The sequence below is a fragment of the Candidatus Defluviilinea gracilis genome, from assembly GCF_057138825.1.
In genome coordinates this window covers 1-13,931 of the sequence record NZ_DBNHEF010000049.1, presented here as the reverse complement: position 1 = coordinate 13,931, position 13,931 = coordinate 1, and the positions used below count along the sequence as shown (strand labels likewise).

Sequence of the window (13,931 nt, the reverse complement as noted above, 5' to 3'; positions counted from 1 at the left end):
CGCTTTCCAATCCATGAAGAGGTCCGAGGCAAATACTACGGCGCGTACTGATACAAATATCGCGGATACTCAAGGTTATATCGCTTGGGCAATGTGGAGAGCGCGGCGAACCTGTCACCCAAATCTGATGCAAGTTGGTAATCATCCAGAAGGAAGAAAAGAAGCGGATCGTTCTCCAGCGGATAATTCGTCAGGATGTAGGCGGTTCCCTCCGGACGTATGACTGGGTCCAGTAATCCCTGAACGATTCTCACATCCTCATCCTCCGCGCCGGGACCGCGAATCAGATCCTCCATCGGCACCCAATGGACAGCGGGAGCAAACGCATACCCATCCTCCAACTGCCCAACCCACGGAGCATAGACGGGTCCATCGAGAGAATTTAAATATCCGATAAAATCCTGATAGGTCTCCTCGGCATGCGAAGAAACAATCACAGTTGCCGGGTTATAAAAGAATAAGGCAAAAGATAAACCCAACGCCGCAAGATGGAGCGACCATTTGCGCGCAACTTGATATTCGTCAAGGAATGCCGCCATGCCGATCACACCGGTTAAGATGAACCATGCGCCCATCGGGATAAAAACATTGTTATTCGAACCGGGATCGAGTGCGCCCATAAAACCGCTCAGCAAAGCAAAGGGCAGGGTGAAATACCAAATACTCGCCTTGCTTTTCTGTTTGAGCCCATACATCAACGAGGCAACTACGCCGACACCGGCCAGGGCAGGGTAATTTGTTACGATGAACACAACATAGCGTACAACGGCATCCACATTGAGATGGCTCCAACTGCCGGGCACCGTCAACGTGTAGTAGTGAAACAGTGAACCAAAGAAGAGCGTTGGCGCAAGCAGGTACAGGACGGGACCGAGCGCCCCGGCAACAACCCAATAGGGCAGGGAATTCTTCCAGCCCTCGCGCCATGTGAGATACAGCACGCCCCCCATGGCGAATAAAGCGCCGTGTTGCTTGAACCAGAACGAAGCGACCAACACCAACACGCCCAGCACATTGACCGAACGGGATTTGTTCAACGAGATCATGTAACATCCCAGTAATGCGCAGAATAATAGCCAAGAGTCAGAATGGGCGTTATCAAGGTAGGTATCCATCACGCGATACGCGGCAGTGAACAAACCCACCGCAACGATCCCCCACCACGCAGAGCGCGTTTCTTTTTTGACAGCGAGGAAGATGACGATCTCCGCGCCGAGCATTCCGAGGATGGCTACCAGCCTCAGGGTGAACAAGTTCGCTCCGAATAACCACGCAAACGGAATCGAGAAATAGTAATAAAACGGGGCATATGCCAGCGGCACAAAGCCCGGCGACGGCTCGACGTATATCGGCTGACCGGCAACCGCGCGCTGGAAATGCTGGACGACCGTCAACTCCATGGCTTCAAGGTTCAACGGGAAGTTGACGTGGTTGACCCACAGATACGCCATGAAAAGAATCCAAGCCCCCGCGTAGAGGGCGACCAGGTTCAGAAAAACGCGCGAAAGATTCGACTCGCGCCGAAACCCGAGAAGTATTCCGCCGGCGAAGACAAGCAAAATGAAAAGTTTAACCAGCATGGTTTATTTCTCGATCCGTTGATACAGATCGTAATCGCCGAAGGTCTGCACCCATTGGTAGTTTTCGAAAACATATTCCACCGGGTAGATCAACGTCCATTTGGAGAACTCGCCGACAAGGAGATACTCGGGGTTCTCAGTTTCCACGAAAGAGTAGCGGTCCCTGACCGGTTCGCCGCCATAGTACACCTGGTTCACAGCCACCGCGAGCAACTCATTTTGCGGGTAGTGATAGTTATGGTTTGTCAGGAAGCCGATTTCAGGCTCCCAGGTTTCGATCACCGCCGACTCGGGAACATTCGCGTTGAGATAGTCTGCCATCAGTTGAGCATTGTTCGGGCCGGGAAACGCGATCTCTGAGACCGTCTTTGCCAGCGGAATTGCGACGATGGCAACCAGCCATAAGGTCAGGGCGAGGCGGGCGGCGTTCTTCACCTCGAACAGCGAACGGAAAAATCCGCCTCTCCAGTCGAAGTTGAAACCCTCCGTCAGGCTGTGGAAGAAGCGGGCGATGAAAATGCTGGAGAGGGTAAGCCCGAGGAAGGCGTAGCGGATCCAGCCGATGGAGGCGACGATAAACCACACAAGGTTGAGCGCGATCATGAGGAACAGCACGCTGAATTTTTGTCCCTCGCGCGCGCGAGGCGCCGACACGAAGAAAGCATAGATCAAAGCGGGTAACAAGGCTTCGAGGTAGACCGCCCGCGAACTGAGCGCACCCACATTGGCGGCGAGTTGCGCAAGGTTGAAATTGAATGCCGCGCCTTCGGCAGAGGCTCGCAAGAGCGCCAGGTTTTCGGTCATTGTAGCGGGACCGAGATACATCAATGTGAAGACTTGCCAGATGCCGAAACTGCCCGCCGCAACAATGCCGGGGATGAGAAAATTCTTGTGAGAAGAGGTCTTGTAATAGAAAATATCCAGCCCCCACGAAAGGATCAGGGTCGGGGCGAGGAAGAGCAGGTATTGGTATTTGGTGATCATCGCCAGCCCGAAGAATAAGCCGATGGTCGCCAGCCGTTTTACATCGTTTTCATTCCATTTGGAGAACCAGAGATAGAGCGCGAGCGCCAGGAAGAAAAAGCCCGGCACCTCCCCCAGCAGTTGACGCCCATACTCCAAAAACAAAACACTGCGCGAGGATAAGATTAACGCCAGGGCGATCCACGCAACCGCCTTGCCGGAGAGATGCTCCGCCAGTTTGAAAAAGATGTAGCATGCCGCCAGCAGATACAGCGCCATCACGAACCGCGCCTGGATTAAGCCGATGCCAAAGAGTTTGAACGCCGCCGCGATGGGAAGCATCACCGTGGGACCAACACCAATGGTGGGACCGTAATAACGGAACCCGTCACTGCTGATATCCGCATACTCGCCGTATCGCGCCAGCGTCTTCGGCACATGCAAATGTGAGCCCTCATCGAACCACGGGGCGGGGTAGCGCGTCAGGTTATGGAACGCAAAGAAATAAATAAGCAGGATTCCAAGCGCCGTAAGAAGCGTCTTTCGATTCGTAGATAGGAATTGCGACATAGTCTCTCCGAAGGCTGAAACAAGCAACTGTGGTAGATTTCCCCATCGCCTGGGGTTGTTATGAATAGGCGGATTGTATCGATTGCCGTCTGGCGGGGAGGATCAACTGCGCGTATTCCACGCCGCCAAGTACTAGACGGGTTTTGGCGGGAGTGGGTACACCGTCTACGGTGACAGCGGAAAGTTTCTTTCCGGCATGGAGCGCGGGGAGGAGAACCGTCAGCGTGGATAAAGGCTGGGCGGGCGGGAGCAGTTCGCACGTCAGGGAAGAAGCGGCGGCATCCCAGGTCACATTCTCAAAGTTAGAGTCGTGCCGGGCATCCGAAAACCACAGCCACTCTTGCGCCGAAAGTATCGGCACGCCGAGTTCGTTGGCGTAATCCAGCGTGCCCTCCAAAAAGATGCGCCCCGATTTCGCCGGGTCGCCGCCGAGTTGGAAGGGATCGACATGGAATTGCCCGGTGATGGCGCAGTAATCGCCGTACTTGACCGAGCGATCGAGCAGATACTTTGAAATGTCTACCGTCTCTTGCGCGCTCAAGCTGGCATAGCCGCCCCACTCCGGCACGTTCATGGGGATGTTGTGTTCATCGGTGACTTGCGTGAGTTGCTGATACAGGTCGATGATATGACCCTGCTCGTCGATGAATTTCATCGGGCGACCGCTACCGGTGAGGTGACCATTCACCCACGCGCCGTTCGGCATTTGCAGGGATGGACCGACATGATAATAATCAAAATTCATGCGCATCCCGTGCATGGCTTGCGCGCGGGCGGTTTCCATCCAACCTGACCATAAGACGCGATGCGTGCGCACGGTTTGCGATACGGGCCCGTAGCCTCGCCCGGTAAATTCCTTCCAATAGACCTGCCATTCGTCGAGCCCGGTTTCAACATACGGATGCAAAGCGATCTCATGCCCGCGCGCGCGCCAGGATTTAATCAGGTCTGGCGTGGGCGACCCAAATTCTTCGCCGAGCGCGTTGGAGATCACGGGCACGTGATCGGTCAGCCAGAAACGAGTCCAGCGGGCGGCGCGACCGATATCGCCCACGATCTGCGGGGCGTAATACACGGTCATGTGCCCTCCGCGATCGTCCACGATCTTCAACACTTCTTCGATGAACGGAACGGGGTTGCTGTGCGAATCGCCGGTGGCGATTAATACCGATTTTTTATCTTCGGGGAAATACCACAAACGCGGCAAAGGTCGTTTGCTCAAGCGCGCCAGCATATTCACGAGCAGGCGTTGTTGTTCGTCGGCTTGCGGGATATGGATACGCTCGAGGTCGATCCAACCCACGAACATATCCACCGTGCGCGCGCCGTTCAAACCGTCCAAATCCTGGTTCACAAGTTCGGGGTTTCCCTGCCGCATATACGCGATGCTCTTGGCGAGATCGAACGCGAACGCCGCCGCTTCGCCTTTGCCGAATCGATTCATCACAATCGCGGGTTTTCCATACGGGGCATTCTTGGTAAACAGCCACGCCACCCCCTCGCCGCTGGTGAGTTCGTACAAATCTGCCGTTCCATGATATTGAAGCGACATGGGATTACTGCCGCCATTGACAGGCTGGGCGGAGTCATACAAAAGATATTCGTCGGATAACGAGCCTGCGCTTCTCTCCCAGCCGAACATTGATTCAAACCCCGCGGCCGGTTTCAAACTGACGAGTCCCCCGCCGTTGAACACGTAGCCTTCGAACAGTTCGATCTGCGAGGTTGTCAGCGGGGTCTCAGCCAGCAGAATCACATCGTATGCGCCGATCACATCTGCGGAAAGCGACGACAATGCCGCCACGTGAAAACAATTGACTCCCTCTGCCCGCAGAATCTCGGTGAGGAAGATGCCGAACTTATTTTCCGCTTCGGGGTTCACGACAACAAGGATGGGGACCGAGCCGTCCAACTCTGCTGTGAACAAACTATTCGGGTTCACATACGGATTCCGCTCCACGATGGGATCGCCGTTCGATTCGCGCAACACGCCATAGCCCAAGGCGGCAGTTACCGCCGCGCCTGCGCCAGCCAATTTGAGAAAATCTCTGCGGGTAATTTTTCGTTTCATAGTGTTCGAAGGAGATGCCGCCCTGAACGGGGCGAAGGGTCTCTACCACAAGGACAGAGAGGCTTCGCGTTTATTCAGCGCGACAAGATAGAGGCTTACTTGAAAATCGGCGAGCCGATCAACTCATCGAGGTAGGAGCGCAAGGACTCGAGCGCGGTTGCCGAGTCTGGTTCCTTCGCAAGGTCCGATAATTCTAGCGGATCGTCTCTCCAGTTATATAACACCTCGCCGAATTCTTCATGGACGATATACTGCAATCGATCGCCGACCACCGATTTCATCTCGCCGTAGGTGGTGGGGTTTTGTTCCGCCGCGCCGTCAAATTGCGCCACCTCCGAAATGGGGTTCGCCCACCCCGGCGGCGCGCTCCCGCCGAATAATTTCGTCAGCGGTTGGGATGGGAATGCGCCGTCGTTGGCGTTCAACAATTGCAGGATGGTCGCAGGCAGGCTGGTCGTCGAGACAGGCGTATCCACGACAATGCCCGAGGGAACTCCCGCCCCCCACACGATGAGCGGCACGTGGATCTCCTGCCGGTACAGCGACGCGCTGTGCTGGAGCAATCCATGCTCGCCCAACGACTCGCCATGATCGGCGGTGATGATAACAATTGTATTCTCCAACTCGCCGCGCGACTCAAGCTCGGCAAACAACGCTTTGATCTGATCGTCCACATAATTGATCGAGCCGTCGTATGCGTCGATCTCGCTTTGCAGTTGTGCGGGCGTCAATTCAGGGTGGTAGCGCTCGATGAAGCCGTTGATCAACCCGCCCCGCGTCTGACCGTATTTACTCAGATAAGGTTCGGGCGGCGTGTAGGGGTCGTGCGCATCGAAGTAATTGATGAAAACAAAGAATGGCTGATCGCCGCGATCGATCCACTGCAATGCCGACTGATTGATCTCCGGCGCAAGCCGGCGCGTGGGAACGCCTTCATACTTCAAGGCTTTGCGCAAACCATAATAATCGAAGAGATAGCCGTATAACGATGAATTGAGAAACGCGTCAGGCGCAGACTGATCATTGTCTTCAAAATGCAGGAAGCCGCGACCAAAACCCTGGCGGCGGGTGAAGAATAGTGTGTTCGCCGAAAACGCGCCGGTGCGATAGCCCTGCGCTTGCAACACTTCGCCGATCGTCGGGTAGGTGTCGTCGAGCGGTTGCGTTTCGGCTTGGTGTTCGTAGGTGTAGCGGCCGGTCAACATGGAGGCGTGTGATGGTTGCGTCCATGAAGAAGGCGAGATGGCGTTCTCAAAGCGGACACCCTCCGCGGCGAGACCGTCGATGAACGGACTCGTCTCGCGCTCATACCCGTACGAGGAAAGATGATCGGCGCGCAATGTGTCCACCACGATCACAATGACGTTCGGCGCGTCGGCATGATCCCTCAGCTGGGATGTCTTTAATCTTTCGTTCGCCCACCCCCCGCCTTGGACGATCACAAAGACCGCAATTGCCATGACCGCCAGCCATTTCAAACCGCGTAGAGAACTCTGTCCAGCCTGTTCCCGTTTGAGCAACACATTGAAAACCTGAACGCTTGCTCCTGCCGACAAAATCAAAATCGGCGCGAGTGAAATGCGCCCGAAGAGGACGATGAAAACCCAATCGAACACGGCGAGAAACGAAAAAAGAAACAGGCTGATCTTATGGACGGGGATTTTCTTCCGCAACGGAAAGCCGATCAGGGTCAGCGCGAATCCCGCCAGCGCAAACAGGATCACATCCACCAAGGGCGCGATCCACAGCGTTTCATACCAGTAGGCGCGGTTTTGCAGTCGCCACGTCAGCAGTTCGAGCTGATGCAAGCCGAAGAGTAGGATGCCCTCCACCAACCCGGTGATCAGACCGAAGTTGACAGCCAGCAGTAGCGTTTTCTGCGCGAAATCTTTGAAGTTATCTTTCAAGTTTTATCTCAGGGGCAAGGGAACGCGACAGGGTTGCCGCTCTTGCAACCGGCAAGATCATTCTCGCGTTATGGGTGGTTATTTATTATCGTAGGGCCACGTCATACCGAGTTGGGCGAGGAGATCAAGGTAGTACTTGGTGAGTGAATCCACTTCGGCGGGATTCTCGCCGGCAAGATTATTTTCCTGATCTGGGTCGTCATTCAAATTGTACAACTCGATGCCATTGAACTCATGGGCGATGAACTGCCATTCGGGAGACAGCACGGTGACCATGTCGCCTCGAATCGACAAGTGATGCGGGTTCACCCAACTCGACTCTGCCATCTCCGCGATGGGGTCGGGGAAATCCGCCGCCGCGGCCGGGTCAGCCCACAATTGAGAAAGAGGCGGTCCGCGGAAGGCGGTCTGCTCCGGTTCGCCGAGCATATCCAACAGCATGGCGGGGATAAAAGTGTTCGACACGGGCGTATCGATCCGCATATTTTGCGGCGCCGATTTCGGATACCATACGATCAGCGGCACATAGATGACCGGCTTATACAACGAGTTGTGATGCTCCCACAGCCCATGCTCGCCGAACAACTCGCCATGATCGGAAGTGATGACAACGATGGTGTTATCGAGTTTGCCGCGCGACTCCAATTCTTTCAACAGAACGTCGATCTGCTGGTCGGTATAGTAAATGCCGCCGTCGTACGCGTCGATCTCGCCTTGCGCTTGCTCGGGCGTTTTGGAGTTGTAAATATCGGCGGTAGTCCAATCGGTGTTGACGAGTCCGCCGGGGTTGGGGAGGTTCGAAAATTTCGCGCGCTCCGGTGAAATGTACGGCGCGTGAGCGTCGTAATAATTGACAAAGGCAAAGAACGGCGTGTCGTCGTCCTGGTCGATCCAATCCAATGCGGACTGGTTGACGCTCGGACCCCAACGGCGGTCAATCGAAAATTCCATGTTGAACACTTTATGGAAAACGTAATATTCCATGAAGCGCCCATACACAGAACTGACCGCCAACTGTGGCAGGGTCTGGTAGTAATCTTCAAAATGGAGGAAGCCGCGCGCAAACCCCCAATGGCTGGTGACAGTTTCAAAATTGCCGTTGAATGCGCCGGTGCGGTAACCGCGTTCGGTCAGCGCTTCGGCAATGGTGGGGTAGGTTTCATCGAGATAACGCCCGCCGTCCGCTTTATGTTCGTAGGGCCAGCGACCGGTGAAGAGCGAGGCGTGCGAGGTGAGAGTCCATGACGAGGCGGCGTAGGCGTTTTCGAACATCACGCCTTCAGAGGCGATGCGCTTGAGGGTCGGGTCGGTTTCGCGCTCGTATCCTTGAAGCGACAAATGGTCGGCGCGGACGGTGTCCATCACGATCAACAAGATATTCGGGGTTGGTTCGCTCCCCTGCGTCTGCGGCAGGTTGCTTGCGGCAACGCGCTCTCGAACCCACAAACCGCCTTGAACGAGGACGAACAATGCCAGCGTAACCCCGGCAAGAATTTTGAACGTTCGTTGCGCGAACCGGGCAAATCGATTTTCACGCGCAACAATGACCGTTGACACTTGATACCCGATGCCGGCGCCAAGGATCGCAGTGGCGGCGGGGTTCAACCTGCCGGAAAGGTAGACCAGTAACCAACCGAAAGAGGCAAGAAAACAAAAAACAAAGAAGACCGCTGGCCTGGCAAACTTGCGCGGCAGAAACTGGGCAACGACCGCCGCGCCAACGCCAACCAGCAGAAAGAACAACGCGTCGAAGACTGGCGCGACCCACAACACTTGCGGTCCGGAGCCGAGATAGGTGATCTGCCCGCGCAGGAGTTCGTAGCGTTGCAATGCGTACAGCAACATGCCTTCCACCAAGCCGGTGATCATGCCAAACCACAGCGCGTATTTGAGGATTTCAATCGCAAATTGTGTGTCGAATTTTTTCATGAAGTTTTCTCGCCATGTCACCCTGAACCCTTCGACAGGCTCAGGAGAAACTCCGCAAAGGGTCTCCGCGATCGTTTCAGAGATTCTTCGCTTCAGAATGACAATCGATTAGATATACCCCAACCCGCTCAACCGTTCGCGGAGCATCGCCTGTTCGTCATCCGACAAGCCGGAGGAGCGGTTCAGTTCCATGCCTGCCACCCACGATTTCCCTTCGATGCTCGCAGGCAACGGGTAGCCCGCCAATTCCAACACGGTTGGAGTGAGATCGAGCGAGGAGCCATCCTGATAACCCGAAATCGGGTTGCTCGACGCGACGAGCACAAAACACAACTCCCCCACCACCAGGATAAGGGTGTCATCGCTTAAATGTTGTAGCGCGTTGCCCAAGCCGCGGTCGAAGTCCAGATAGAGGTCGGCGGACCCGCCGTCACTGGGGAAAGAGGCGTTGAGTTGACAGCAATCCCATGCGCCGGAGGCAAGTTTCGCTTCCAGCGCGGAAACATCATCGAACACGGCAACGTCTTTCTCCGCTTGCGCGAGAAATTCAGCCAGCGTCAAGGTGTGCGCTTCGTGACGCGCCAGCACATTCCATTCGCGCGGGTTGCCTTCGAGTTCTCCAAAACAACCCATGTCCATCAGGCGGCGCAGATTTTCGAGCCGTTCATCGGCGAGCAACATGGCGCGCTTTGCTCCCTGCAAGTTGAACGCTAAAATTTTCATGATATTAAATCGCTTCCTTCCATGGCATCGCCTTTCGCGACGCCGAGCGCGTTGAGAATGGTCGGCGCAAGGTCCATCAGGCTCGGCGACTCTGCGCTGAATTTTTTATTCATGAACAAAACCCCCGAAGCCAGCGCGGGGTCGATCACATGATCGCCGCCCCACTTTTTGGTGTTATCGGCGAACAACCCGCGCGGAACTCCGCCCAGCGGCGTATCCCACGAGACGCGATAGCCCTCGGAAAAATTGACGATCAGGTCGGGCGCTTCGTTCGCATACGGACCGCGATAGACTTCTTCGCTTCGCGCCACCGCGCGAACTGCCACGGCTCCCCGGTCGGGGTCCGCCAGCCCGGTCAGCCCCTTCACGATGCCATCCCGCACAGACTCCGCATCCCCATCCGTGACGATGCCGTTGGCTTCGCGTCCTTTGCGGTTGAGGAAGATGCAACCCAACCCCAGCGAAAAGGCTTTGGTCTTATCCCAATCCACGTTTTGGAAAAAGTCGCCGCTTTCGCCCGGCGTGAAACCGGGCTTGAGAGCGAGGAAACCGTTATCGTGCAACCATGTGTTGAGATTTAATCCGCGTTGGAACGAGTTCATGCCATGGTCGCTCAACACGATGAAGAGCGTGTCGGGGTCGGCGCGCTTCATTGCCTCGCCGACGATCTCGTCGCATTCGCGGTAATGTTCTTCGATCACTTTGGCGTAGCGCGAAACATCCTCGCCTTGATTGGCGGGATGGTTCGGCTCGGTAAAGCGCCAGAACATGTGCGCCAGCCGATCGGGAGTGTCGAACAGGCAGAAGAAGAATCCTTTTTGGAATCTGCCTAATTCAAATTCCATCATCTTGCGGCGTTCGCGTAACACGGTGCGACACTGGTCGAGGTACGAGGCTTCGTCGAATCGTTCGTTGTTCAAGCCGTCGTGGTCTTCCGCCATGCCGGCGGTGTAATAGCGCCCGATCTTCATTGCCAGGTCGTGGGCATATTCCTGCGGCGAGCTGATCGGGAACAGCGGTTCCTCGGTTTCGAAATTGACGGGGGAAGCGTATAACTCAAACTCGGGTTCGAGTTGGCGCAGGTTGAAGCGCACAATGCCCGATACGGTTTGCATCATCCCAACTTTGAACTTGACCTTCAGCCACTTGCTCCATTTGCCCAAAGTCACTTCGAGCTTGTCGGGTTGTCCCTGCGAGGCGATGACGATCTTATTTTCGGACTTCTGTATTTCGATATGGATATCGAACTTGTGATCGGACTTGGTCTTCGGGTCGCGCGGACCAATGATGTGCGTCGTCACTTTACCGTTCGTCACGCCAACGTTGACCACCTTTTCACTTTGCTCGGCGCGCAACTCTTTGCGCGTGGAGTAGAACGTGGGCGTGCCGAATCCGCCGCGCAGGTCGGGGACGCCGACGCCCGAGAGCATGCGTCCCTTCACTTTATCCGGCGGGTAGGCGCATGGGATGCGCAGGATGGTCGATTCCACATCCTTTGCCGAGAGCAAATCCCAGAATGGAGTCCCGCGCCGCATGTTCACCACCTTGGGCAGGACGAACGCGTTCTTCTGCTCGTACCGACTCAATGCCATCAGCGGCAGGTAGGTTTTCGCGTCGCGGGTGAGGAAATCGAAAATGCCGTGCCCGCCGGGGTTGGTACCGGTTGAGAAGGTGGACCAAGCCACAGGCGTCTGGGCGGAGGCGGTGGTTTTGAGTCGCGAATATCCGCCCTGTTCGCGCAGTCGCATCAAGTTGGGGAGTTCACCACGAGCCATCATGGATTCGACGATCTTCGGCTCGAATCCATCCAGCCCGATGACAATGACCTTTTTCATCGGCGAAAGAATTATTGCTCTTGTTTTTCTTCCACGGCTTCTTCGATTTCGACATCCGGGGGAAGTTCTTCGGGGATGCCGCGCGCTTTGCGATACGCTTTCTTCACGAATTTGACGATGATTCGCCAGAACATAAGGAAGAAGCCCGCAATTGCCGCCAGAACAGAGGCGATGGGCATGAGGGTCTCAGGTCCCAAGTAGCCGCGCCCTTGCGCCGGGTCGGAAAGCCCCATGAGGGTGAGCAGTCGGGTCAATCGGAAAATTGGATTCATTGTTGTATTCCTTTCTTTTTATGCAAGCGCTTTTTTGCGTTCGCGATAGAGTTCCTGGTCCACGACAGATGCCATCGTTTGCACATCCATGCCGCCAAGAAACGCGCTGACCTTTTGCAACGATTCGGTCGGGTCGTTGACCATCACGTTGTAATCGACGTAGAGCGTTTCGATATTTGCCTGCCGCACGAGCCAGCCTTTTACCTGTTTGAGGTGTTCTTCGTAGGTCTTTGCCATCTTGTCGTCGGGGATGTTATCGTCGCCTTTGCCGAGCCGCCCCAGCATTTTCTTCTGGGAGGACAGGATTTCCTTGAGATCGCGGCGCATGAAGACAATCTTGTAATTGAATTCAGGCGGCAGGAAGGTGATCAGCCCGGTGACGATCTTTACGACTTTGCCGACCGCCTCCGGCATCCAGGCGAGGTCGCCGTCTTTCATGTTTTTGACGCGCTCGAATTCGTAATACCCTTTCGGGTTGTTCGCGTCTGCTTCGCGCAGGTTATCGGTGAGGATCGGCAACCCGCCCGCTTCGAGCATCTTCATCATCATGGACGTGCCCGAGCGCGGCAGTCCGGACACAATTATGACCGTGTTAGAGTTCATCGATTCGCTCCTGCGATAAGATCAGACGCCTCGCGCGCGTGACGGGAAACGGATTCGCCATTGGTCAGCGCGGGGTAGATCTGCGACGTGGTGGCAAGGAAGAGATTCTCGATCGGCGTCTTGACCGGCGGGATTAAGCCCGTTTCATTCAAGCCATGTAATGGTTCGACATAACGCTCCCGATGGATCAAGAAATATCGAACGGAGGCGGCGTCAAAACTTGGGAACATCGCTTCTAAGTTTTCAAGCCAGATGCGCTTGATCTCGTCGTCGCTCTTCTTCTGCCATTCACTGCCGGGCGCGGTGTATTTTGGCAAATAGACCAGGTGATAGCCGCCGGCATATTTGGGATCGATGTAAGCGGTCGTCTCGATCACGCCGGTGAACGGGTAGCGATCGTCGGTGATATTCACCGTCCAGTTCCCGGTTAAGGGGCGGTCCAGCACAAGCAACGGGGCGATGATGCCAAGATAGTCCGACTTGCCGAGATATTCGTGATACGCCTGATCGGCTGTGGGAATCAGGCGCTGAAAGACGGGGGTCTGCATGGTGCAAACCACCTTGTCATACTTCACCACCTCGTCGTTCGTCATGCGAATGCCCACCGCCTTGCCGTTTTCGATCACAATTTCCTTGACCGGCGTTTTGAGAAGCACGTTCCCGCCCGCCTCCACGATCTTGTCTGTCAGGGCTTTGATGAGGGTGATGTACCCGCCGATCAGATGCCCTGCCATTTCTTTTTGATTCGCGCCCTCGCGGGTCGATTTCATGCGCACCAGCCGAGACCAGATCCATGTGGCTGGCACATTATCGAAACCGCCATCGAATTTGGCTTTCAACATGGGACGCCAGATGTTTTGGAAAGTGGTTTCGCCGCTCCACTTCAGCAACCAACTTTGAACGCTGACCGATTCGAGCGTTTTCCAATCTTTGACGAATTGCGCGGCAAGCACGGTGAGACCCAGCCGGAAGCGGTCGATCCAACCGAGGGGCGGGAACTTCAAGAATTCGATGATGTTGTTCATTGGGTGAAGTTTACCCTTGTAATAAAAACTGGTCTTGGTCTCTTTGTAACGCAGTTGGTCGTCGATGCCCAGTTCTTTGCACAGGTCGCTGAGGAAGCGGTCGCTGGACAAGATGGCGTGATAGAAGCGATCCACCTGAGTCCCATCGCCAAGCGTAATGGGACCCGCCAAGCCGCCCAACACCGGGGAGGCTTCGTAGATGGTCACTTTGAGTCCGCGGCGCGAGAGGAAGTAGCCGAGGCTGATTCCCATAATGCCGCCGCCGATGATGCCGATGTGTTGCTGTGATGTTTGATTCATAGTCTCAAATCTTCTGTAAAAGTTGGTTAAGTGATGTTACGCAGTAGGGCTCGTAATGCGAGATTTATCTCGCCTTTCAGGTTATTCTTGTGCAAAAGCGACATGAATGTCGCGTTACGGAGACCAGACTGGCTTCAACTGCGTAACATCAGT

General features: G+C 55.4%; 10 protein-coding genes. All 10 read right to left on the bottom strand.

From position 1 onward, the window contains the following. Positions 1–35 precede the first annotated feature (35 nt). Positions 36–1,580 carry a hypothetical protein gene (locus AC16KF_RS06735; RefSeq protein ID WP_484036537.1) on the bottom strand — a complete coding sequence of 515 codons (1,545 nt, stop codon included), beginning with the start codon at positions 1,578–1,580 and terminating at the stop codon, positions 36–38. Positions 1,581–1,583: 3 nt separating this feature from the next. Beyond that, positions 1,584–3,113: an ArnT family glycosyltransferase gene (locus tag AC16KF_RS06730; protein WP_484036536.1), complete on the bottom strand. Its 1,530-nt coding sequence runs from the start codon at positions 3,111–3,113 to the stop codon at positions 1,584–1,586. Positions 3,114–3,171: 58 nt separating this feature from the next. Next, entirely contained in the window at positions 3,172–5,184 is a 2,013-nt protein-coding gene (locus AC16KF_RS06725; protein ID WP_484036535.1) for a twin-arginine translocation signal domain-containing protein, read from the bottom strand. Between the two features lie 95 nt (positions 5,185–5,279). Next, positions 5,280–7,091: a sulfatase gene (locus AC16KF_RS06720; protein ID WP_484036534.1), complete on the bottom strand. Its 1,812-nt coding sequence runs from the start codon at positions 7,089–7,091 to the stop codon at positions 5,280–5,282. A gap of 78 nt (positions 7,092–7,169) precedes the next feature. Continuing rightward, positions 7,170–9,020, bottom strand: a complete 1,851-nt coding sequence (locus AC16KF_RS06715; RefSeq protein WP_484036533.1) for a sulfatase — start codon at positions 9,018–9,020, stop codon at positions 7,170–7,172. Between the two features lie 108 nt (positions 9,021–9,128). Then, positions 9,129–9,743: a hypothetical protein gene (locus AC16KF_RS06710; protein ID WP_484036532.1), complete on the bottom strand. Its 615-nt coding sequence runs from the start codon at positions 9,741–9,743 to the stop codon at positions 9,129–9,131. Then, on the bottom strand, positions 9,740–11,578 hold the full coding sequence (locus AC16KF_RS06705) for an alkaline phosphatase family protein (RefSeq protein WP_484036531.1): 1,839 nt from the start codon (positions 11,576–11,578) through the stop codon (positions 9,740–9,742). The genes AC16KF_RS06710 and AC16KF_RS06705 overlap by 4 nt, the downstream gene beginning before the upstream one ends. A gap of 11 nt (positions 11,579–11,589) precedes the next feature. Then, on the bottom strand, positions 11,590–11,850 hold the full coding sequence (locus AC16KF_RS06700) for a hypothetical protein (protein ID WP_484036530.1): 261 nt from the start codon (positions 11,848–11,850) through the stop codon (positions 11,590–11,592). A gap of 18 nt (positions 11,851–11,868) precedes the next feature. Next, complete coding sequence (locus AC16KF_RS06695; RefSeq protein ID WP_484036529.1) at positions 11,869–12,453, bottom strand: sulfotransferase domain-containing protein; 585 nt, start codon at positions 12,451–12,453, stop codon at positions 11,869–11,871. Further along, positions 12,450–13,778 (bottom strand): NAD(P)/FAD-dependent oxidoreductase, encoded by a 1,329-nt coding sequence (locus AC16KF_RS06690; protein WP_484036528.1) that lies wholly within the window; start codon positions 13,776–13,778, stop codon positions 12,450–12,452. The genes AC16KF_RS06695 and AC16KF_RS06690 overlap by 4 nt, the downstream gene beginning before the upstream one ends. Positions 13,779–13,931 lie beyond the last annotated feature (153 nt).

Bases quoted from the DNA above. Each gene is read 5' to 3' on its own strand.
- AC16KF_RS06735 (WP_484036537.1), bottom strand. From the start codon at position 1,580: ATGCTGGTTAAACTTTTCATTTTGCTTGTCTTCGCCGGCGGAATACTT.
- AC16KF_RS06730 (WP_484036536.1), bottom strand. From the start codon at position 3,113: ATGTCGCAATTCCTATCTACGAATCGAAAGACGCTTCTTACGGCGCTT.
- AC16KF_RS06725 (WP_484036535.1), bottom strand. From the start codon at position 5,184: ATGAAACGAAAAATTACCCGCAGAGATTTTCTCAAATTGGCTGGCGCA.
- AC16KF_RS06715 (WP_484036533.1), bottom strand. From the start codon at position 9,020: ATGAAAAAATTCGACACACAATTTGCGATTGAAATCCTCAAATACGCG.
- AC16KF_RS06710 (WP_484036532.1), bottom strand. From the start codon at position 9,743: ATGAAAATTTTAGCGTTCAACTTGCAGGGAGCAAAGCGCGCCATGTTG.
- AC16KF_RS06705 (WP_484036531.1), bottom strand. From the start codon at position 11,578: ATGAAAAAGGTCATTGTCATCGGGCTGGATGGATTCGAGCCGAAGATC.
- AC16KF_RS06700 (WP_484036530.1), bottom strand. From the start codon at position 11,850: ATGAATCCAATTTTCCGATTGACCCGACTGCTCACCCTCATGGGGCTT.
- AC16KF_RS06695 (WP_484036529.1), bottom strand. From the start codon at position 12,453: ATGAACTCTAACACGGTCATAATTGTGTCCGGACTGCCGCGCTCGGGC.
- AC16KF_RS06690 (WP_484036528.1), bottom strand. From the start codon at position 13,778: ATGAATCAAACATCACAGCAACACATCGGCATCATCGGCGGCGGCATT.